The organism is Flavobacterium acetivorans, assembly GCF_020911885.1.
In the GTDB taxonomy this organism is placed as follows: Bacteria; Bacteroidota; Bacteroidia; order Flavobacteriales; family Flavobacteriaceae; genus Flavobacterium; species Flavobacterium acetivorans.
The window spans coordinates 357,178-378,187 of record NZ_CP087132.1 but is presented as its reverse complement, the minus strand read 5'-3'; the positions used below and the strand labels follow the sequence as shown (position 1 = coordinate 378,187).

Below are 21,010 nucleotides of genomic sequence, written 5' to 3'. Positions count from 1 at the left end.
GCTATTCGAGGAATAGTTAAATCATATATAAATGTAAAGTTATGGAAGAACCGGATATTAGATGGGAGCAACGACTGGATAATTTTAACAAGGCGCTATCAAAACTCAATCAAATTGTGTTGTCCATAAAAAAGCGGGATGCTGAAGGTGAAATCTCGGACGATAGTTTGTTGTTTGGTTTTGAAATTGTCAAGGAAGGGTTGATACAGCGATTTGAATATACCCATGAGCTGGCTTGGAAGGTGATGAAAGATTATGCTTTTTTTCAGGGAAATCCGGATATTGGAGGTTCGCGCGATGCTGTGCGAGAGGCTTTACAACTTCATATTATAGAAAACGGCAAGATATGGATGGAAATGATTGCCAGTCGGAACAAAACTTCACACACCTATAATGAGGATACAGCAGATGAGATTTTCAGAAAAATTATTGGCGAATACCATCCTGCATTTATGGAATTTCAGAAAAAAATGGAGTCGAAAAGAAATAATCAGCAAGATAAAGACTAATGAAGTACGGACTTTTGAATGAAGATATTGCAAAAATAAAGGAAGTGTTTGAAAACTTTCCGGAAATAAAAAGTGCAATATTGTATGGTTCCCGAGCTAAAGGGAATTATCGTTCGGATTCGGATATTGACTTAACTTTGGAGGGAAGCGGTCTTTCGCTTTCCAAAATTTTTGAGATAGAAATGAGCCTTGATGATTTGCTCTTGCCTTACAAAATAGATCTTTCTGTTAAGAGTAAAATTGAAAATCAGTCGCTACTGAATCATATCGATAGGGTAGGGGTTGTTTTTTGGGAAAGAACAGTATAGGGAATATCGCTGTTTTTAAAATCACTCGAACTGACGGTTCTAGGGACGATCAAAAAATAGCTCGCGCTAGCGGCCGATCAAACAATTCTGGAAATAGATTTGAGTTGCTGTTGTCTGTTGGCACGAGCTAAAAGCTTGCGCTAGCGGGGGTTCTCGATACAAATTTTCTGAAAAAGCTATCCGCATTTTCTGAAAATTCACTCGAACTGACGGGTTCTCGATACAAATTTTCTGAAAAAGCTATCCGCATTTTCTGAAAATTCACTCGAACTGACGGGTTCTCGATACGATTTTTAAAATAGCTGACGCTGTTTTTAAAATCACTCGAACTGACGGGTTTTTGATGCGATTTAAAAATAGCTCGCGCTAGCGGGGGTTATTGGGAGTGTTTTTGAAGGTTTTGCTGGAAATAGATTTGAATTGCTGTTGTTTGTGAGCACGAGCTAGAAGCTCGCGCTAGCGGAGATTCAATTTCATTCAGGGTGAAAAAACTTTGTTTTTAATTTCTTAAGGGTTTGAAAACTAAATTTTTTTTTGTCTGCCTAGCGGACTGTTATATATAAATTAGAAATAGCCTAAGGCTTAAAGCATAAATAGAAATGAACAATTCAAAAATATGGCTTTCTTCGCCGCATATGGGAGGAAGTGAACAATGATTTATTAAAGGAGTTTTTGCTGGCAATTGGGTTGTGCCATGTTGTTAAGTTAAGAAAAAGACTGATTTTACTAGGGTTGTCGCGTTAGTTGCGTAGATCTTTGCTTCGTCGAGATAACAAGCTTAGGTGATATTGCGTTTCTGGACCATACTGTTTCGTCATTGTTTCGTGTGTTCGAGGCGATAGTGACTTCGCTAGCGCTAGCGGGTATTTTACTTTTTTTCTTGATAAAAAAAGTAACAAAAAAATCAAGCCTGATCCCGATAGCCATCGGGATTGAAAACTTAAAAAGGATTATAGTTTTTACCTGACTGCCACTGGCAGTCCTCCTTTTAATTTCAAATATCGTTGTTTTTTGACGTTTTTAATTTAAGGGCGGGGGAGAAGTGGTTGCGATAGCGATCAGATAATTCTGGAAATAGATTTGAATTGCTGTTGTTTGTGAGCACGAGCTAATAGCTTGCGCTAGCGGAGATTCAATTTCATTCAGGGTGAAAAAACTTTGTTTTTAATTTCTTAAGGGTTTGAAAACTAAATTTTTTTTGTCTGCCTAGCGGACTGTTATATATAAATTAGAAATAGCCTAAGGCTTAAAGCATAAATAGAAATGAATAACACAAAAATATGGTTGTCGTCTCCGCATATGGGAGGAAGTGAACAAGGATTTATTAAAGGAGTTTTTGCTGGCAATTGGGTTGTGCCATGTTGTTAAGTTAAGAAAAAGACTGATTTTACTAGGGTTGTCGCGTTAGTTGCGTAGATCTTTGCTTCGTCGAGATAACAAGCTTAGGTGATATTGCGTTTCTGGACCATACTGTTTCGTCATTGTTTCGTGTGTTCGAGGCGATAGTGACTTCGCTAGCGCTAGCGGGTATTTTACTTTTTTTCTTGATAAAAAAAGTAACAAAAAAATCAAGCCTGATCCCGATAGCTATCGGGATTGAAAACTTAAAAAGGATTATAGTTTTTACCTGACTGCCACTGGCAGTCCTCCTTTTAATTTCAAATATCGTTGTTTTTTGACGTTTTTAATTTAAGGGCGGGGGAGAAGTGGTTGCGATAGCGATCAGATAATTCTGGAAATAGATTTGAATTGCTATTGTTTGTGGGCACGAGCTAATAGCTTGCGCTAGCGGGGGAGTTGTGAGTTGTGAGTGGTGTCCTTCGACAGGCTCAGGATGACGGTGAGTGGTGAATAGGTTTTGCCACGAATTCACGAATTAAAAGATGGTGTCGATTGTCATTGCTATGCCTGTTCGAATAAAGCTCTCGAGTTCGATAAAAGAGGAAACAGATTTTGTGTTTTGTTTTGGTGATTAATTTAGAGGTGTTAGTTGAATTTTTCCCTTTTTAGCTCACTTCCCTTTTATTATGAGGGTAAAACATTAAGGGATTCAATTTCATTGAGGGTGAAAAACTAAATTTTCTTAATTTCTGAATGGTTTGACATTAAAATATTTTTTGGTCTGCCTAGCGGACTGTTATATATAAATTAGAAATAGCCTAAGGCTTAAAGCATAAATAGAAATGAACAATTCAAAAATATGGCTTTCTTCGCCGCATATGGGAGGAAGTGAACAACAGTTTGTACAGGAGGCTTTTGATAGCAACTGGGTAGCGCCATTGGGGCCTAATGTGAATGGTTTGGAACAAGACTTAGAAGAGTATTTGGGAAGTGAAGTCCATGTTGGGGCTTTGAGTTCGGGTACGGCTGCTATTCATTTGGGACTCATTTTATTGGGGGTTCAGGCTGGTGATACCGTGCTTTGTCAGAGTATGACTTTTTCGGCTTCGGCTAACCCGATCCTTTATTTGGGTGCTACTCCTGTTTTTATTGACAGTGAAGAAGAAACCTGGAATATTTGTCCGACTGCTTTAGAAGCAGCGATCGTGGATTGTATTGCCAAAGGACGCAAACCTAAGGCGATTATAGCGGTGCATTTGTATGGGGTTCCTTATCAAATTGATGAAGTTAGAACTATAGCAGATAAATATGGGATTCCAATTCTAGAAGACAGTGCGGAGGCTTTAGGAAGTTCCTATAAAGGACAACAATGCGGCACTTTTGGTGACATTGGTGTTTTATCCTTTAATGGAAACAAAATCATTACCACTTCGGGAGGAGGAGCCATTGTTACGAAATCAAAAGAGCTAAAAGACCGAGCGGTGTTTTTTGCGACCCAATCCAGAGATGCTGCTCCGCATTATCAGCACAGTGAAATAGGGTATAATTATAGAATGAGTAATATCTGTGCCGGAATCGGTCGCGGACAGATGCAGGTTCTTGATGCCCATGTGGCTTTGCGTCGAAAAATGCACGATTTTTATGTGGATTTGTTCCAAGATATTGATGCGGTCAAAGTTTTTAGCACTCCCAATGATGATTATTATGCTAACTATTGGTTGAGTGCGATCTTGGTTACTCCTAATTCAGAAAAAGGAATTGATCGTGAGGCTTTGCGACTGGCTTTTGAAGCGGCGAATATTGAATCGCGTCCTTTGTGGAAACCGATGCATCTGCAGCCTGTTTTTGAAAACTACCCATATTATGGGGCGAATGTAGCTGAAAGGCTGTTTGAGAACGGTTTGTGTTTGCCTTCGGGATCTAATTTGACTGATGAAGAGAGAGTGCGAATTGCTGAGGTGGTGAGAGGTTTCTTTTGTGAGAAGTGAGTTGTGAGTTGTGAGTTGTGAGTTGTCGGTTGTCGGTTGTCGGTTGTGGGTTGTCGGTTATCGGTTGTCGGTTGACGGTTATCGGTTATCGGTTGTCGGTTATCGGTTATCGGTTGTGTCCTTCGACCCTTCGACCCTTCGACCCTTCGACCCTTCGACCCTTCGACAAAAGCTCAGGGCAGGCTCAGCTCAGGGCAGGCTCAGCTCAGGACAGGCTCTGCTCAGGATGACAGTGAGTTGTCGGTTGTCGGTTGTGGGTTATCGGTTGTGGGTTATCGGTTGTGGGTTATCGGTTGTCGGTTATCGGTTGTGTCCTTCGACCCTTCGACCCTTCGACAAAAGCTCAGGGCAGGCTCAGCTCAGGGCAGGCTCAGCTCAGGGCAGGCTCTGCTCAGGATGACAGGGAGTTGTGGGTTGTCGGTTGACGGTTGTCGGTTATCGGTTGTCGGTTGTGTCCTTCGACCCTTCGACCCTTCGACCCTTCGACAAAAGCTCAGGGCAGGCTCAGCTCAGGGCAGGCTCAGCTCAGGACAGGCTCTGCTCAGGATGACAGTGAATCGTGAGTCGTGAATCGTGAGAAGTGAATGTCTAAGCAGGGTTCTCGATACATTTTTGGTTTCAACTTGATTGCCCTTTAATTCCTGATTTTCAAAACCAAAAACACTCGAACTGACGACTGTAAAAATCGAAATAACTTCCGTCGCTTCGAGACATAATTTTTTACCAAAAAAAGCAATATGATATTATATCCACAGTGTCACCTCGAGCGGAGTCGAGAGGCTGTAATGTAAAAAACGTCAATGGTAGTGATTTTATAAAGTTGGTTGTCGGTTATCGGTTATCGGTTATCGGTTATCGGTTGTGTCCTTCGACTTCCCTCAGGATGACAGTGAGTCGTGAGTTATTGGTTATCGGTTGTGATTTTACGAGAGAATTCAGAATATAGAGAATATGTAGTGGGTCAAAGGGGATTTTTTCTTCTTTGACCTTTTTTTTTTGGTGAGAAGTGAGTTGCAAGACTGGAAAAACCGGTCAAATTGACCACCACTTTCCAGTGTAAATTGACCACCAGTTCCGGAGCAAACTGACCACCACTTTCCAGTTCAAATTGACCACCTAATTTTGGGGTAAATTGATTATTAAAAACTACTGACTTTTTCATGTTGTTAGCACCATACATTCGTTAAAAAAATACGGATTATGGCAAACAAAATAACAGACATGAGTAAAATTAGAAAAGTAATTAAATTCTATTGTGAAGGAAAGAGTAAGTTGTTTATAAGTAGCTACTTATCCCTTTCCAGGAATACGGTAAAGAAGTATATTTCTTTATTTGAAGTTCTCGGATTAAACTTTGAATTAATTGATAGAAAAACAGATGCAGAACTAGAACTTTTGTTTTCACAGACTACTGTGGAATCCATTAGTCCCAAATTGCAGATCCTATACGATTTTTTCCCTAAAATGGAACGTGAACTAAAAAAAGTTGGCGTTACCGTACAACATATGTGGGAGCAATATATTGCCGTAAACCCCGATGGTTACAGGAGTTCGCAATTTGCTCATCATTACAAAGTATGGGGTAAACGAGTCAATCCTGTAATGCATATGAATCACAAAACCGGTGATAAAATGTATGTGGATTATGCCGGAAAAACACTCTCCATCATTGATAAAGATACCGGAGAAATCAAAGAAGTACAGTTTTTTGTAGCCATATTGGGAGCCAGCCAATATACCTATGCAGAAGCTTCCATGAGCCAACAAAAGGAAGATTTTGTTACTTCGGTAGAAAATGCCATGCGTTTTTTTGAAGGTACTCCTGCGGCAATTGTTCCCGATAATTTAAAATCTGCAGTGATAAAAAGCAGTCGTTTTGAGCCAACAATCAATGAAACCCTGGCTGATTTAGCGGAATATTATCAAACCACAATCTTACCTGCCAGGGCTTATAAACCAAGGGATAAATCATTGGTTGAAGGTGCGGTAAAGATATTGTACAGAAGGATTTACGTAACTCTAAAAGAAACCAAATTCTTTTCTCTAGAAGAATTAAACCAGCAGATATGGGATTTATTAGATGCTCATAATAGTCGAAAACTCACAGGACGTCCTTACTCCCGTAAAGAATTGTTTTTAGAAGATGAGAAACAAAAACTACGCCCACTACCACAAGAACGCTTTGAAATCAAATACCAATCCTTTGCAACGGTGATGCAAAACGGACATGTCCAATTAAGTGTATCCTTCCCACCAATGCCATATTTGATACCTAAACCCGCTAATTTAAATTTGCTGATTCAATATTATGGGATATGAATCAACAAGAACAGATGTATTTTTTGGTTGAAGAATGGAAACAATCCGACTTAACCAAAGCAGAATTTTCAGCTTTAAAATCGCTGAGTTATCATCAATTCAATTATTGGCTAAAAAAGTACAATAAGGAGATGGATTTCGGACAGTCCAAACCGGAAGTTTCCTTTTTCTCGGTTTCGGATAGCCCGAGAAAAGATAAAAAACAGTCAGCCTCAAAAGAGATAGATCAGAAAACCATGCGAATCGATCTTCCTGGAGGAATCACCATTACGATTTACTGATGCTGGGCTTGAGTGCAGGTGTTCGCTATCACATGTGCTGTACTTTGGTGGATATGCGAAAGGGTTTTGACGGACTTTCGGGCTTGGTTCGGAATTATCTGAACCAAAACCCTCAAACGGGCGATGTTTTTGTTTTTTTGAACAAATCCAAAACCCATATCAAACTGCTGTATTGGGACGGCGACGGATTTGCGATTTTCTACAAACGACTAGAACAAGGAAGGTTTGATTTTTTGACAAGCGATTCGGTTTCAAGGGAATTAAAAAGAGAGGAATTGCTACTGGTTTTGGGTGGTCTTAAATTGAGAGATTTCAAGCAAAAAAAGAGATACAAAACAGCCGAAAAATAATCGTAAATACCTTTGAAATTTTGCATTTTTACTGTTGTTTTCTTATTTTTGAAGCATGGAAAACGCACCAGATTTGTTTGATAATTACTCTAAAGACGAACTTTTGAAATTACTCAAAAGTCAAATAAAAGCGAATTCCAAATTAGAATCCAAATCTAATAAATTAGAATCCAAAACCGAAAAATTAGAGATTGTAGCCACGAAACTTGAACAAGAGGTTAGTTATCTAAAATTCCAGATTGAACAGTTCAAAAGAGCAATGTACGGTTCTAAGAAAGAACGTTTCATCGCCAGTGAAAATCCGGAGCAATTAGCCATTCCTTTTGAAATCGATGAGCAAGAAGTAGCACAAGCCGTTGAATCGGTAAAAGAGCAAATCACTTACGAACGCGAAAAAGCAAGCAAAAAGCATCAAGGCCGTATGGCTTTACCATCGCACCTTGCGGTAAACGAAATCATTTTGGAACCGACTGAAAATGTAGAAGGATTGAAATGCATTGGTCAGGAAATTACTGATGAATTGGAATATACTCCCGCAAAATTGTTCATCAACCGTTACATCCGAAATAAATATGTTGCCCCGGTGGATGAAAAAGGAAACCAGCAAGTCAAAATTGCCTCTCTCGATTTTCGTCCGATTCCAAAATGTATTGCTGGAACCCATCTTTTGACTCAAATCATCACCGATAAGTTTGTGGATCACCTTCCGCTTTACCGACAGATACAGCGATTTTCAAGAGAAGGAGTCGATATACCTTCTTCTACGGTCGATTCATGGGTAAGATTAGTATCCCAATTACTTCGACCCTTGTACGAATGTCACCGACAGCATACGCTGAAAAACGGTTATCTTCAGGCGGATGAATCCCCAATAAAAGTACAGGACACAGATAAAAAAGGCGCAACACATACTGGATTTATGTGGGTGTATCACGCGCCTATACCCAAAAGTGTGTATTTTGATTATCGAAAAGGACGCGGCAGCGAAGGCCCTTTGGAAATGTTAAACGATTTTGTAGGTTATCTTCAAACCGATGGTTATGGAGTATATCCGCAATTTGCACTCAAAGAAAACGTCACACAGATAGCTTGTTGGGCACATGCGCGCCGTTATTTTGAAAAAGCATTGGATTATAACAAAGCAAATGCTTCGCACGTGATGTTGCTTATCCAAAAGCTATATGAAATTGAACGAAAAGCCACTTCTGAAAACTTTTCAATCCAGGAAAAATATGCTTTAAGATTAAAAGAATCACATCCCTTACTTAACGAAATAGGGAACTACATTGCAGTGCAGTCAAAATTAGAATTACCCAAAAGTCCGCTGGGCAAGGCCTACAATTATTGCTTGAAACGTTGGGACAGTTTGATGGCTTATCTAAAAGACGGAAATCTGCATATTGACAACAATCAGGTTGAAAATACCATTCGACCCTTGGCCTTGGGAAGAAAAAATTATCTTTTTGCAGGTTCACACCAAGCTGCAAAGGATATTGCCATGTATTATTCGTTTTTTGCCAGCTGCAAGAAAAATAATATCAATCCATCCAAATGGCTACATCATGTCCTTGAAAATATCAACGACACCAAATCTTCAGAACTTCACAATCTTCTTCCTCAATACTTCAATCAGAATTTATTGGATTGATGTAGTTGCTGGGGTGGATACAATTAAGTCAAGACAAAAATTACTATAGTGTTCCGTATCAATATGTAAAGAAAAAAGCGAAACTCTTGTATACCAAATCAACGGTAGAGATCTATTACAAATACAATCGAATAGCCATTCATCCGAGGAATTACAAACCTTATGTCTATACCACAACCCCAGAACATTTAGCCAGTACCCACCAATTTGTAGCCCAATGGAGCGCTGCCCGCTTCATTGATTGGGCCAGTAGTATTGATGAATCCGTAGGAGAATATATTTTGCAAATAATCGAAAGCAGAAACCACCCCGAACAAGCCTATAAAAGTTGTCTGGGAATACTAAACTTCGAGAAAAAGGTAGGCAAGCGGCGATTAATAAATGCCTGTAAACGGGCACTTGATTTTAAAATTTACAATTTTAAGACCATACAAAATATTTTAGAAAACAACCTAGACCACATTGATTTTGAACAAGAACCCGAGCAGGAACTCCCTGTTCACGGCAACATCAGAGGAAAACAGTATTATAATTAAATTAAAACCCAATAATCATGAATGAATCTACAGTAACAAAAATGAAACAAATGAAGCTTTATGGTATGCATAATGCTTTTAAAACCGCCATTGAAAGCGGGAAAACTGACCATTACACACTTGATCAGTTTGTATCGATGCTTATTGATGCCGAATGGGATGAAAGGCATAATCGTCGCATTGAACGCAGTATCAAAAATGCCCGATTCCATTACAAATCAAATATTGAAAGTATCAATTTTGACCAAACCCGTAATCTGGATCGAAACATGGTGCTACGTCTGGCAGAATGCGAATTTGTAGAGAAAAACGAAAACATTTTAATCACAGGAAGTACTGGTGTAGGTAAGAGTTATTTAGGTACAGCATTAGGTTATCAAGCCTGTATACAGGGTTTTAAGGTAAGTTATTTTAATACTTCAAAGTTGTTTGCTAAATTAAAAATGGCCAAAGCAGATGGTTCTTATCTTCGAGAACTGGCAAGAATAGAACGGCAAGATGTTATTATACTGGACGATTTTGGACTCCAAGCACTAGACAGTCATAACCGAATTACCCTTTTAGAGATCATTGAAGACAGACATAATAATGGTTCTATAATTGTAACATCACAAATCCCAGTGCAAGGCTGGTATGACATCATTGGAGAAAAAACAATAGCTGATGCAATTTTGGATAGGCTGATACATCAATCTCACCGAATCGAATTGCACGGAGAATCTATGAGAAAAAAAAGGGGCATAAACAAAAGCTAATATTTAAGTATATTTGAATACTAATTAACAGATGAAAAAAAGTTGTTTTTAATGAAAAATGGAGGTGGTCATTTTGCTCCGGAATTAGGTGGTCATTTTGAATTGGAATCAGGTGCTCACTTTAAATTGGAATTGGGTGGTCAATATCACTGGAATTTGCATTACACTGAACAAAACAGAGTTAATCAAGCGAATTTAACAAAAGGTTTAAGTTATTTAAAATATGCTTTGAGTAATAACATACCTGTTATCGTTGGAGTTGATGACAATCCTGGACACCCTGGTAATCCTGATAATTCAACGGATCATTTTATAGTAATAGTAGGAATGGGTAGTAATAGCAATGGTAATTACTTTCAGTTTTATGATAACGCTTCAGGTAATACAAGTCAAGGAACTAGTCCCTTGAATCTATTATATTACAATTCGTCAACGGGTAAAATTAGTGGTAAATCGCAATGCAGTGGCTACTTTAATTCTGTAGCTCACGATTATATAATAACACAAATTAGGAAAAGTAAAACTAAATTATAATGAAAAAAATATCTTTAATTTTAATGATGCTACTCTTTAATCATTGTTCTTCTCAAAGTAAAAAAATAATGGAGAGAAGAATAATTGAGGTTGTCTTAAACAGTGTGGGAAAAACAAATGTAGACAAAAAATTAACTGCGAACTTGACAGGAATTAATGAAAGTAATTTAACAACTAGTTTATATTACTATGAAAATTCTAAAAAAATTATTGGATTGCCAATAAATGATGAAACTTTCAATTATGAGTATTTTAACTCAAAAATTTATAATAATCTAGAAAACAAAAGAGTTAAACTTTTTTTAGATGTTTATAAAAATAAATCAAAAGAAATTTTGATTGTCAATAAAATCGAATGATATTGTAAAAAAGCAAATAGGTTCTTCAGTCAACCTATTTGCTTTCAACACTTCACCATTGCCTTCAAAGATAAAAGCATTGAATCTATTGTTAATATATTTTCATAAACCTGTAGATTGTGGAAATAAGACAACCAAATTTGTTAAACAAAATTGCAATTAAATAGAAATATCAGTACCAAAAAAGTAAAGGCTTCCTGTAACCGCCGTTTGGCTATATGGCGGGATTAGGCTTAGTTTAAAGATGATTTTGTACTGGGAAAATCAGTGTTTAACCGAAAGTTTAGGATTCTTTAATCCGCCACATCGCCAAGCGGCCAAACGTGTGTGACTTGAACAATCAGCCTTGTCTGATTGGTGCTTTAAGACAGATGAGAGTAGGTCTCTCAGTGACGATTTTCAGGAATAGTTACTAAACCACCTTATGCTGCGAGTATTGGAAACATGCTGGTGGTGAGCGATAAGGAAAAACGGAAGCTATGACTTCTGTAGGTACGAATACATTGAGCTGAACGCAAGTGAACCAATGACGAAGCCTCGTAAGCGCAACAGATGATGTCAAAAATAGGTAGTTACGTTTGTACCTATGATAAAAGTGTATCGGAAACCTGACTACTGGGTACACGGCATCCGGGGTTAAGTTGGCAGGACAGGTATTCAGGCTGTTTTAAGGAACAAGTGAACTCTACATCGTTCTGTAAAATCATTTAGAGGAAGCAGACAAGAGAGGATGTGCTTGAGATGTAGGGGGCAGACTTAGTCGTAGTAGTGCAGAAGTTTTTGTAATGAAAATGGAGCGAAGGGCTAAGCATGTTAAGTTTCAAAACAATTTACAACCGTAAAAGGAATGATTGATTACTATGAGACAAAATCACAGCCAATAACCAAAGTAATGGTTTGGCAGGCATACAAGGAGGTAAAATCCAATGCTGGAAGTGGTGGAATAGACAAAATGAGTTGGGAATATTTGCAACAAAATGCAAGTACCGAACTCTATTTACTATGGAATCGCTTAAGTTCTGGGAGTTACTTTCCAAAACCCGTCAAGCAAGTTGCAATACCTAAGAAAGGAGGTAGAGAGCGCCTACTTGGCATTCCTACAATTCTAGACCGTATTGCTCAACAAGTAGCAAGAAGACATTTAGAACGAATTTTAGAACCTAAATTCCATCCGAGTTCGTTCGGGTATCGCCCAAAGCGCAATTGTCATCAGGCAGTAGAACAAGCTCTTGCCCATTCGTACAACCACGATTTTGCTGTAGATTTGGACATCAAAGGATTCTTTGACAACATCGACCACGATCTTATGCTTAAAGCATTGGGTCATTATTGTTCGGATAAGTGGATTTTGATGTATGCAGAAAGATGGCTCAAGGCTGGCATTGTACAGCAAGACGGAAACTTTAGTCCGTCGCTCTCAGGCACACCGCAGGGCGGAGTAATTAGTCCACTTTTAGCCAATTTATTTCTACATGTAGTATTTGATAAATGGATGGACAAAGTTCACCCTCAAAAGCCCTTTGAGCGGTATGCAGATGACATTGTTGTGCATTGCAAAACCGAAAAGCAAGCGAAATTTATGTTGCGACAAATACAAGAGCGCATGAAATCGTGTAAACTTCAGTTGCATGAGCAGAAAAGTAAAATCGTAAATTTGCGGGGATTCTCATTGGAGAAGTATCCAAAAGGATTTGACTTTTTAGGCTTCACAATCAAATCACGACCTTATAAAGTCAAAGGAACAGGAGTTATAAAATCCATCCCTTGTATTTGTGTTAGTCAAAAGTCCAAGTCCAGTATTATGGAGAAATTCAGGGAAATGAATCTTCACAAACGCAGAAAACCTTTGGAGCAAATTGCCAACGAAATCAATCCAGTACTGCGTGGTATCATTAATTACTACCACCATTTTTGGAAAGATGATATGCGTATGGTGTGGTTTCAGCTCAATGCACGGTTGCTGAAATGGGTAAAATGGGAAAAGGATTTGTATAAAAAGGCTTCAGTTCGATACTTAAAAACAAGGTATGATGAAAAACCTTGGTTATTTGCACATTGGTTGTTGGTATATCCATAAATTGAATTTAGTGTGATTTATTAACATGAAGAGCCGTATGAAGGGAGACTTTCACGTACGGTTCCGTGAGAACGTAGGGGTGAAATTCCCTTGCGTGACTCGATTAGCGATAACCATACCTCAGAACAAAAAAAATAATAATAAACAAAATTATGTCCACAAAGAAAATTATACAAATAATTGCAGTTACATTTTTAATCATTGCAGTAATACTTTTAGTACCAAACACAAACTGGCAAAAAAGCTCGTCTGTTTTAGGATTTATCAGTTTAGTATGTGGAACTTTAGGCTCTATTATATCAATTTTCGTTCCAACAACTTATACTTATAATTTTAAAGAAGATAATTGGGCAAATGATTCTAATGGATTCACTTTGTATATCAAAGCAAAAAAACACGGACTTGGTAATTCCCCTCAAGTTCAAACTTTTTTAAAAGATGGATTGATGTATCAAGAAGTTGGAGTATCATCAAATCACGATGAAAAAGGTAACGTAACTATTGGAGCGAATAGTTTATTTAGCGGTAAAGTAGTAATATCATAATTATAGATTTGAACATCGTGAACTTAAATAAAAGTTACAAACTAAAAATGGCAACCGCTAACAGATAAGGCTTCGTTGGGCTTGAAAAGCCAAGAATGATACTCCTGTTGAACGGAACCGGAATATAACTATATAGAAAAAGAGACTGGGTGTTTTTTTTTGTTTTATAGCGGTCTTGTATCTGAAGAAAGCTTTCTAATTCTAGTCAAATATCACCAAAAGGGGGTATTGTAGCAATAGTTAAAAAAGACTTTATTTACGAGCTAGGATATATTACTTAATTTATTGTAAAACTTTAAAAAAGCGTTACTTGTTGATGTTATATACAAGTTAGCACACATTTTAAGAAATGACATTAGTAATCGGAAAAATAGTTCAAGGTTCATTAAGAATTGACAGTGATTCAAAAATCACTGACCCAAATATAGCCTCTAATCGGAATAGTATTTTTTCCGGTTTACTAAAAACAATCATTTTAAATCCAAGGCTTTGCTTTTCTTATGCTGGCGGAATCGATAATGCTCAAGAAGCAATTGAAGAAGTTTATAAACTAAATGAACTAACAATAGACAAAGTTAAAAAGTTGCTTCTCGAAATAAATAAAACTTCAAATTATAACACTGACTTTTTAATTGGCGCATTAGAAAATCAACCTTTGCTTTATAAAATCTCAAATGGTGAAATAGTACCCTCAAATCAGAATCATTGGATTGGCGATATTTCTGGATTAAATTTATTTCAACGAAACTTCTTGTCAAATTTAAAGAGTACCGATATGAAACATATTATTGGCGTACATTCTAAAGCATTTGAAGAAGTTATTTCAAGCGGAAGCATAGAAAGTATTGGAGGATTTCATATAACTGTGCATACAACTCAAAGAGGATTGGAATATTTAATGAAAATGTCCATTTCGATGGGACAACCAACTTCAATGACAATTTATGGCAACCAATCAATTCCAATACCGTTTGGTGATGCTAAAACTGGGGCTTATTCATATAGCTATTTAATATCCAATAACCCTTATCAGCCAGCAATTGGAATACATTTTCCGATGGGTAATTTTGGAACATTATATTATCCTCGTTTAACAAGACAAATTTTAATATTAAAAGATGTTAATCCATTTCAATTTGCAAAGAAAGTTAAAGAAGATTTTAAAATAGACTTGACTGGAATGGTTAAAAATGGAGACAAGATGACAATGATTTAGAAAAAAAACGTGTGGTAACAGTTAAGTTTTCGTTGCGTGCGCAGGACGAACACCCGAGCGACAGCGAACGGACGAAGTAATGAAACTCCGGTTGAACGGAACCGGTCACTGGCAGGTACTATGGAGTTATCGTAAAGTTTTGAGAGAGAATGTCAAGAGGATTTAGTGTCCTCTTTTTTTATGGCCTTACAATAAGGTATTGCAAGTGGTGAAACTACTGAAATATGCACTCGCGTTAGTACGAAAAGCCTGCGGCAAATAAAAAGTGCTTTTGATTATTTGTAAGAAAAATTGAATATATTTGATTTTGAATAAAAAATGATAGCTGTTAGGTCTGTATATAAGTTGGCAGTAATTGTTAGGTCGAATCAAGAATCTAACTAAAGTGAAGAATTATAATACTTTAAGAAAGTTAATTTTTGTTGTATATTTCTCTATCTATTGTATATTTGATCAATTAACGTACTTTTGCAAAAAAAATCATGGCAACTATTCAAAAAATATTAGCACCTGTAAATTGGGAATTTACTTCTCCAAGTGAACGCTTATATACATCAGACCATGTTATTGATGCTTATCTTACAGGTAAAAATGAAGCATTAGAACAAACAGAAAAATTGATTGTTGATAAACTAAAAACCAATATCAATAATTCAGGTTCTTATACAAATGAAATATTAAAATACCTGAAAAAACAAAAATTTAATCCAATAGGTGCTTATTTAAAAATAAACTCATGGGATGATTTTTCTATTTTATTAATATTGCCAGAAAATGAATTTTTAAGTGATAAAATTTATTCAGTTTATGATTATCTGACTAATTTAGAAGACAACGTTGGCTCTGAATTTTATAAACTCAATGTTAGTATCTATGATACTGATGGAGAAATTGACGATAGTTGTATTAAGGCCGATGGATTTAACCTAAAACATAAGTCTTCAAAATAATAAAATGAGTAAAGATCATGCAAAGCATAATGAGGGTGTATGTGACTTTCTCATAGCAGATGGCAAATTTACTGATTGGATTGTAACAACTTCTTTTTATTCAGCATTGCACTATGTTCAACATGAAATATTCCCTCTAACAGAGAATGGCACAACATATCCTCATTTTAATACTTATTATAATTTAGTATTAAAAAGTAGAAGGATTTCCAAACACGAGGGTACAAAACAACTTGTTAGAATACATATTCCCAGCTGTTTTTCTCATTATAGATGGCTTTTGGATGCTTGTATGAATGCCAGATATTCAAATTATAGAGTGTCTACTGCAAAAGCAAATCTTGCAAAAACTAATTTAGATGAAATCAAAAAACATCTAATCAAATAAGCCAAACCATTTTTATCTACAATTATAACTACTGCCAATAAGTAAGATTTCATACGGTCTGCAAGGCCCAGCAAGAAGTCGCTGTTGAACGGGACTAGAAGTTGTTTATGGGTGAGAAGTGAAAGTTTACTTAGTTTTTTGGGTTGAAATTTAAGATTCTTTAATGTTAAATTGGAATTGGGTGCTCAATATAGCTGGAATTTGTAGTCTTAGAGCCAGACTGTATAGCGTCTTTATGCCTTTTGTGCTAGCATGCTATTTTTTTTTGATTCATAATCCTTATCATACACTGTTTTGTTTTTATAAATTACATATATCAGTTCCAATAATTTTCTCTGTACAGACACGCATGCTTTCATTTTAATTCCGTGTTTCGCTACTATTCTTGCATATTGATCTCGAAAATTATCATTCCATTTTATCGTGCTAAGTGCCGGCAAATGTAAAGCACTTCTCAAATATCGATTTCCTTTCTTCGCTATTTTCGGTTTACCTTTTACGCACGTCCCTGACTGTTTTTCAACCACATCCAATCCTGCGTAGCTGGTGAGTTGTCGGTTGTCAGTTATCGGTTATCGGTTGTCAGTTGTCAGTTGTCGGTTATCTGTTATCTGTTGTCGGTTAGCTGTTGTCGGTTGTCAGTTATCGGTTGTCAGTTATCGGTTGTCAGTTATCGGTTGTCTGTTGTCGGTTGTCGGTTGTCAGTTATCGGTTATCTGTTGTCGGTTATCGGTTGTCAGTTATCGGTTGTCAGTTATCGGTTGTCTGTTGTCGGTTGTCTGTTGTCTGTTGTCAGTTATCGGTTATCGGTTATCGGTTGTCAGTTATTTTAGCCATTACAGCGGCGGGTTAAGAAAGAATCTTAATTGTAGTTGACGAAACGAGTGCTTAAAATTTACGATAAAGCTTTTAAAGAGAAAGTAGCCCAATGGAGCTGTGAAAGAACAAACATATTAGAACTGTCATGAAAGTTAGGAGTTTCATAAAAGTTCACTATACAGATTTTTTTACTAAAGAGATGATTAGGTTTCGATAAAAGTACCGTTAAAAGAATTATTTTGATTTTCTTTGTGGGTAAATTAGAGCGCTAGTGTTTGAGTTTTTTAGAGTATTCTGGATTTCAGGTTTTAGGTTGGCTGATTGTTGACGATTCTGTTAGAACATTTAATTTAGAGTCGGATTTTGTTCTTTAGAAAAAAAATAAAAATATAAAATGCGGATTGAGAAAACATTTATAAAAGATTTGGTTGTTATAGAGCCCATTGTTTTTGGAGATGAAAGAGGTTATTTTTTTGAAGCCTATAGTAAGACTAAGTTTGAAGATTTGGGGATTGCTATTGATTTTGTGCAGGACAATCAATCTTTTTCTAAGAAAGGGACTTTGCGAGGCTTGCATTATCAAAACCCTCCTTATGCTCAGACGAAGTTGGTTCGTGTACTAGAGGGGGAGATTATTGATGTTGCAGTTGATTTAAGAACGGATTCGGCTACTTATGGGAAGGCATTTAGTGTTTTGTTATCTGCTGAGAATAAGAAGCAATTGTTGGTTCCTCAGGGTTTTGCCCATGGTTTTTCGGTTATCAGCGAAACGGCTGTGGTGCTGTATAAGTGTGATCAGTTTTATAACAAAGAAAGTGAGGGCGGGATTCGTTTTGACGATCCATCGCTAAATATTGATTGGGGAATTGATTTAGCGGATGCGATTGTATCGGAGAAGGATTTGGTTTTGCCGCATTTTGAGGATTGTAATAGAGGGTTTTGAGTTGTGAGCCCCGATAGTTATCGGGATGAGTTCTCTGTTGTGGGGTGTCTGTTGTGGGTTGTGGGTTCGTGAAGTGGTTTTTAACCGCAAAGAGGCTTCGCTTTTTACTTGATAAGTGTCCGCTTAGCGGACTAGTAATTCAATGTTGGGACACAGATGAAACGGATTAGGCGGATTTTCGCTGATTTTTTATATAGAAATCCGTTTTTATCAGTTTAAATCCGTGTCATCCGTGTTCCGTTATCAATATTGGCAGCAGTAAGGGAGTATTAGGATAGTGAGATGTGAGCCCCGATAGTTATCGGGATGGGTTGTGTGTTATGGGTTCTCTGTTGTGGGGTGTCTGTTGTGGGTTGTGGGTTCGTGAAGTGGTTTTTAACCGCAAAGAGGCTTGGATTTTTCCTCGATTAGTGTCCGCTTAGCGGACTAGTAATTCAATGTTGGGACACAGATGAAACGGATTAGGCGGATTTTCGCTGATTTTTTATATAGAATCCGTTTTTATCAGTTTAAATCCGTGTCATCCGTGTTCCGTTATCAATATTGGCAGCAGTAAGGGAGTATTAGGATAGTGAGATGTGAGCCCCGATAGTTATCGGGATGGGTTGTGTGTTATGGGTTCTCTGTTGTGGGTTGTGGGTTGTGGGTTCGTGAAGTGGTTTTTAACCGCAAAGAGGCTTGGATTTTTCCTCGATTAGTGTCCGCTTAGCGGACTAGTAATTCAATGTTGGGACACAGATGAAACGGATTAGGCGGATTTTCGCTGATTTTTTATATAGAAATCCGTGTCATCCGTGTTCCGTTATCAATATTGGCAGCAGTAAGGGAGTATTAGGATAGTGAGATGTGAGAAGTGAGTTGTGAGAAGTGAGTTGTGAGTCCCGATAGCGATCGGGATGAATGGAAAGTAGTTATTATCTTTGTAAAACTTTAAAATTTCGGTTATGACACAACGCCAAGCCTTACAATTATTTGAAAATACGAAAGTGCGAGCTCTTTGGGATACAGATAAAGAGCAATGGTATTTCTCTATTGTTGATACTATAGAGGTTTTGACGGGGAGTACTATTCCTAAAAGATATTGGTCGGATCTTAAAAAGAAATTGGCTAAAGAAGGAAGTCAGTTGTACGAGAATATCGTACAACTGAAAATGCAGTCCAGTGATGGGAAATATTATAAAACTGATGTTGCCGATACTGAGCAACTTTTTAGGCTGATACAATCTATTCCATCACCAAAAGCAGAACCTTTTAAGCTATGGTTGGCCCAAATAGCTTCAGAACGCTTGGATGAAATGCAGGATCCGGAATTAACAATTGACCGAGCATTGGAGCAATATTTGCAATTGGGTTATTCTGAAAGCTGGATTAATCAACGCTTAAAAAGTATTGAGGTCAGAAAAGAATTAACTGACGAATGGAAAAGAAAAGGATTAAAAGAGGGTATGCAATTTGCAACACTGACTGATATTATCTCTAAAGCCTGGTCGGATAAAACTACTAAAGAGTATAAAGTGTTGAAAGGGCTGAAGAAAGAAAATCTTCGCGATAATATGACGAACACGGAGCTTATTTTGAACATGCTTGCCGAAGCTTCTACGAAAGACATCTCTCAAGCCGTAAATCCCGAAAGTTTTGAAGAAAGTAAGAAAGTTGCACAGCAAGGAGGTAATGTAGCTAAAGTAGCTTTACAAGAATTGGAAGCGAGAACGGGTAAAAAAGTGGTAACAGGATTGAATGCAAAACAGCTTCTGGATGCTAAGAATAATGAACAAGAGGAGTAGTTTATCGGTTATCGGTTGTCGGTTATCGGTTATCGGTTGTGAGTTATGGTTGTGGAGTGGTGAGTGTCCTTCGACTTCGCTCAGGATGATGGTGAGAGTTGAATAGTGAGAAGTGAGAAGTGAGTCGGGTCGTTTTACTTTGTCATCTTGACGAAGGAAAGATCACACAAGTAGCGGCAGATAATTTGGTAAGTTGGAATTGTTTTTATTTAAGGTGATTTGATTTTCATGAAGGGATTTTTTCTTTTTTATCTCACTTAACTTTTATTTTAAGCGGTGTTCTCTGACCCGAGCCTGCAAGGCGAACGGATGAAATAATCTTCGATTTGTCTTGATCAACCCTTCGTCTCCGCTCAGGGTGACGGTAACAAAAGATTAAGCCTGATCCTGATCGCTATCGGGACTATCGGGATGAGTTGTACAAGCTTAAAGAAAGTTTATAATTTGGATTAATTCGTTTTAATTCGTGAAATTCGTTAGATAAGAAAATAAATGAAAAAAATAGTAGTTACAGGTGCCAAAGGGCAGTTGGGATCAGAGTTGCAAGTTTTGGCAGTGGATTATCCGCAATTTAAATGGGTTTTTACTGATCAGGAGGAACTGGATTTATGTGATTTGGTTGGATTAGAAGCACAATTGGATGCTATTCATCCTCAAATAATTATTAATTGTGCGGCGCATACTGCGGTTGATAGAGCAGAAACAGAGATAGAATTGTCAGATGTGTTGAATCATCAGGCGGTTGCGGTTTTGGCTAAATGGAGCCAAGCTCATGGTTGTCAATTGATCCATGTTTCGACCGATTATGTTTTTGACGGGAATTCGGCTGTGGCTTTGACAGAAACGGCTGAAACCAATCCGATTAATGTGTATGGGGTCACTAAGGTGGCCGGTGAAAAGGCCTGTCTAAAGTACAACCCGGATTCAATTATTATCCGAACCTCCTGGGTGTATTCTAGTTTTGGGAACAATTTTGTAAAAACCATGTCGCGATTGATGCAGGAAAGAGACTCTTTGAGTGTGGTGAACGACCAGATCGGGAGTCCGACGTATGCGGCGGATTTGGCGCAGGCGATTCTAACGATTATCCATCATCCAAACTGGCAGGCGGGAATTTATCATTTTTCTAATGAAGGCGAAATCAGCTGGTATGAATTTGCTTTGGTGATTCAGGAAATTGGCGGTTTTGATTGTGAGATTAGTGGGATTCCAAGCTCAGCTTATCCTACGCCAGCGCGACGTCCGGCTTATTCTTTGTTGGATAAATGTAAAATAAAAGCTAGTTTTGGAGTTGAAGTTCCAGAGTATAGGGAGAGTTTGAGGAGGTGCATGGGGTTGTTACGAATTAAAACGAATTGAA

Annotated in this window: 21 protein-coding genes; 19 read left to right on the top strand and 2 right to left on the bottom strand. The window is 37.6% G+C overall.

Annotated features, from left to right (window positions below):
• Positions 1-41: 41 nt before the first annotated feature.
• The 3 genes from LNP19_RS01645 (at position 42) to LNP19_RS01635 (ending at position 4,146) form a co-directional block, all read left to right on the top strand.
• The gene (locus LNP19_RS01645) at positions 42-509 is read left to right on the top strand and encodes a nucleotidyltransferase substrate binding protein (RefSeq protein WP_230063062.1); all 468 of its coding nucleotides are present in this window, start codon (positions 42-44) and stop codon (positions 507-509) included.
• Positions 509-817, top strand: coding sequence for a nucleotidyltransferase domain-containing protein (locus LNP19_RS01640; protein WP_230063061.1), 309 nt, complete (start codon positions 509-511; stop codon positions 815-817). Before LNP19_RS01645 ends, LNP19_RS01640 begins: the two co-directional genes overlap by 1 nt.
• A gap of 2,183 nt (positions 818-3,000) precedes the next feature.
• Positions 3,001-4,146 carry a DegT/DnrJ/EryC1/StrS family aminotransferase gene (locus LNP19_RS01635; protein ID WP_230063060.1) on the top strand — a complete coding sequence of 382 codons (1,146 nt, stop codon included), beginning with the start codon at positions 3,001-3,003 and terminating at the stop codon, positions 4,144-4,146.
• 961 nt (positions 4,147-5,107) lie between these two features.
• Here the strand turns inward: LNP19_RS01635 and LNP19_RS01630 are convergent.
• On the bottom strand, positions 5,108-5,308 hold the full coding sequence (locus LNP19_RS01630; RefSeq protein ID WP_230063059.1) for a hypothetical protein: 201 nt from the start codon (positions 5,306-5,308) through the stop codon (positions 5,108-5,110).
• Between the two features lie 38 nt (positions 5,309-5,346).
• Between LNP19_RS01630 and istA the strand changes: the two genes are divergently transcribed.
• From istA to LNP19_RS01565, 13 genes are all read left to right on the top strand, one after another.
• On the top strand, positions 5,347-6,465 hold the full coding sequence (gene istA / locus LNP19_RS01625; protein ID WP_230063058.1) for an IS21 family transposase: 1,119 nt from the start codon (positions 5,347-5,349) through the stop codon (positions 6,463-6,465).
• Positions 6,462-6,746, top strand: a complete 285-nt coding sequence (gene tnpA, locus LNP19_RS01620) for an IS66 family insertion sequence element accessory protein TnpA (RefSeq protein ID WP_230061925.1) — start codon at positions 6,462-6,464, stop codon at positions 6,744-6,746. The genes istA and tnpA overlap by 4 nt, the downstream gene beginning before the upstream one ends.
• Positions 6,746-7,096, top strand: coding sequence for an IS66 family insertion sequence element accessory protein TnpB (tnpB, locus tag LNP19_RS01615; RefSeq protein ID WP_230061926.1), 351 nt, complete (start codon positions 6,746-6,748; stop codon positions 7,094-7,096). The genes tnpA and tnpB overlap by 1 nt, the downstream gene beginning before the upstream one ends.
• A gap of 55 nt (positions 7,097-7,151) precedes the next feature.
• On the top strand, positions 7,152-8,744 hold the full coding sequence (gene tnpC, locus LNP19_RS01610; protein ID WP_230061927.1) for an IS66 family transposase: 1,593 nt from the start codon (positions 7,152-7,154) through the stop codon (positions 8,742-8,744).
• A gap of 5 nt (positions 8,745-8,749) precedes the next feature.
• On the top strand, positions 8,750-9,280 hold the full coding sequence (locus tag LNP19_RS01605; RefSeq protein ID WP_230063057.1) for a Mu transposase domain-containing protein: 531 nt from the start codon (positions 8,750-8,752) through the stop codon (positions 9,278-9,280).
• A gap of 17 nt (positions 9,281-9,297) precedes the next feature.
• A complete protein-coding gene (gene istB, locus LNP19_RS01600; RefSeq protein ID WP_131910895.1) occupies positions 9,298-10,035 on the top strand; it encodes an IS21-like element helper ATPase IstB in 738 nt (245 codons plus the stop codon).
• A gap of 51 nt (positions 10,036-10,086) precedes the next feature.
• On the top strand, positions 10,087-10,569 hold the full coding sequence (locus LNP19_RS01595; protein WP_230063056.1) for a C1 family peptidase: 483 nt from the start codon (positions 10,087-10,089) through the stop codon (positions 10,567-10,569).
• A complete protein-coding gene (locus LNP19_RS01590) occupies positions 10,569-10,928 on the top strand; it encodes a hypothetical protein (RefSeq protein ID WP_230063055.1) in 360 nt (119 codons plus the stop codon). The genes LNP19_RS01595 and LNP19_RS01590 overlap by 1 nt, the downstream gene beginning before the upstream one ends.
• 847 nt (positions 10,929-11,775) lie before the next feature.
• Complete coding sequence (gene ltrA / locus LNP19_RS01585) at positions 11,776-13,005, top strand: group II intron reverse transcriptase/maturase (RefSeq protein WP_230063054.1); 1,230 nt, start codon at positions 11,776-11,778, stop codon at positions 13,003-13,005.
• A gap of 152 nt (positions 13,006-13,157) precedes the next feature.
• Complete coding sequence (locus tag LNP19_RS01580; RefSeq protein WP_230063053.1) at positions 13,158-13,550, top strand: hypothetical protein; 393 nt, start codon at positions 13,158-13,160, stop codon at positions 13,548-13,550.
• A 349-nt stretch (positions 13,551-13,899) separates the two neighbouring features.
• Positions 13,900-14,766, top strand: a complete 867-nt coding sequence (locus LNP19_RS01575; RefSeq protein WP_230063052.1) for a hypothetical protein — start codon at positions 13,900-13,902, stop codon at positions 14,764-14,766.
• A gap of 482 nt (positions 14,767-15,248) precedes the next feature.
• Positions 15,249-15,716, top strand: a complete 468-nt coding sequence (locus LNP19_RS01570) for a hypothetical protein (RefSeq protein ID WP_230063051.1) — start codon at positions 15,249-15,251, stop codon at positions 15,714-15,716.
• A gap of 4 nt (positions 15,717-15,720) precedes the next feature.
• Positions 15,721-16,104: a hypothetical protein gene (locus LNP19_RS01565; protein WP_230063050.1), complete on the top strand. Its 384-nt coding sequence runs from the start codon at positions 15,721-15,723 to the stop codon at positions 16,102-16,104.
• Positions 16,105-16,337: 233 nt separating this feature from the next.
• Here the strand turns inward: LNP19_RS01565 and LNP19_RS01560 are convergent, their stop codons facing one another.
• Positions 16,338-16,631 carry an IS110 family transposase gene (locus LNP19_RS01560; RefSeq protein ID WP_230064198.1) on the bottom strand — a complete coding sequence of 98 codons (294 nt, stop codon included), beginning with the start codon at positions 16,629-16,631 and terminating at the stop codon, positions 16,338-16,340.
• Positions 16,632-17,317: 686 nt separating this feature from the next.
• Between LNP19_RS01560 and rfbC the strand changes: the two genes are divergently transcribed.
• From rfbC to rfbD, 3 genes are all read left to right on the top strand, one after another.
• A complete protein-coding gene (gene rfbC / locus LNP19_RS01555) occupies positions 17,318-17,866 on the top strand; it encodes a dTDP-4-dehydrorhamnose 3,5-epimerase (protein WP_230063049.1) in 549 nt (182 codons plus the stop codon).
• 944 nt (positions 17,867-18,810) lie between these two features.
• The gene (locus LNP19_RS01550) at positions 18,811-19,650 is read left to right on the top strand and encodes a BRO-N domain-containing protein (protein WP_230063048.1); all 840 of its coding nucleotides are present in this window, start codon (positions 18,811-18,813) and stop codon (positions 19,648-19,650) included.
• Positions 19,651-20,142: 492 nt separating this feature from the next.
• Complete coding sequence (gene rfbD / locus LNP19_RS01545; protein ID WP_230063047.1) at positions 20,143-21,009, top strand: dTDP-4-dehydrorhamnose reductase; 867 nt, start codon at positions 20,143-20,145, stop codon at positions 21,007-21,009.
• The last annotated feature ends 1 nt before the right edge of the window (position 21,010 follow it).

Coding starts and splice junctions, on each gene's coding strand:
- LNP19_RS01645 (WP_230063062.1), top strand. CDS start 42: ATGGAAGAACCGGATATTAGATGGGAGCAACGACTGGATAATTTTAAC.
- LNP19_RS01640 (WP_230063061.1), top strand. CDS start 509: ATGAAGTACGGACTTTTGAATGAAGATATTGCAAAAATAAAGGAAGTG.
- LNP19_RS01635 (WP_230063060.1), top strand. CDS start 3,001: ATGAACAATTCAAAAATATGGCTTTCTTCGCCGCATATGGGAGGAAGT.
- LNP19_RS01630 (WP_230063059.1), bottom strand. CDS start 5,308: ATGAAAAAGTCAGTAGTTTTTAATAATCAATTTACCCCAAAATTAGGT.
- istA (WP_230063058.1), top strand. CDS start 5,347: ATGGCAAACAAAATAACAGACATGAGTAAAATTAGAAAAGTAATTAAA.
- tnpA (WP_230061925.1), top strand. CDS start 6,462: ATGAATCAACAAGAACAGATGTATTTTTTGGTTGAAGAATGGAAACAA.
- tnpB (WP_230061926.1), top strand. CDS start 6,746: ATGCTGGGCTTGAGTGCAGGTGTTCGCTATCACATGTGCTGTACTTTG.
- tnpC (WP_230061927.1), top strand. CDS start 7,152: ATGGAAAACGCACCAGATTTGTTTGATAATTACTCTAAAGACGAACTT.
- istB (WP_131910895.1), top strand. CDS start 9,298: ATGAATGAATCTACAGTAACAAAAATGAAACAAATGAAGCTTTATGGT.
- LNP19_RS01595 (WP_230063056.1), top strand. CDS start 10,087: ATGAAAAATGGAGGTGGTCATTTTGCTCCGGAATTAGGTGGTCATTTT.
- LNP19_RS01590 (WP_230063055.1), top strand. CDS start 10,569: ATGAAAAAAATATCTTTAATTTTAATGATGCTACTCTTTAATCATTGT.
- ltrA (WP_230063054.1), top strand. CDS start 11,776: ATGATTGATTACTATGAGACAAAATCACAGCCAATAACCAAAGTAATG.
- LNP19_RS01580 (WP_230063053.1), top strand. CDS start 13,158: ATGTCCACAAAGAAAATTATACAAATAATTGCAGTTACATTTTTAATC.
- LNP19_RS01575 (WP_230063052.1), top strand. CDS start 13,900: ATGACATTAGTAATCGGAAAAATAGTTCAAGGTTCATTAAGAATTGAC.
- LNP19_RS01570 (WP_230063051.1), top strand. CDS start 15,249: ATGGCAACTATTCAAAAAATATTAGCACCTGTAAATTGGGAATTTACT.
- LNP19_RS01565 (WP_230063050.1), top strand. CDS start 15,721: ATGAGTAAAGATCATGCAAAGCATAATGAGGGTGTATGTGACTTTCTC.
- rfbC (WP_230063049.1), top strand. CDS start 17,318: ATGCGGATTGAGAAAACATTTATAAAAGATTTGGTTGTTATAGAGCCC.
- LNP19_RS01550 (WP_230063048.1), top strand. CDS start 18,811: ATGACACAACGCCAAGCCTTACAATTATTTGAAAATACGAAAGTGCGA.
- rfbD (WP_230063047.1), top strand. CDS start 20,143: ATGAAAAAAATAGTAGTTACAGGTGCCAAAGGGCAGTTGGGATCAGAG.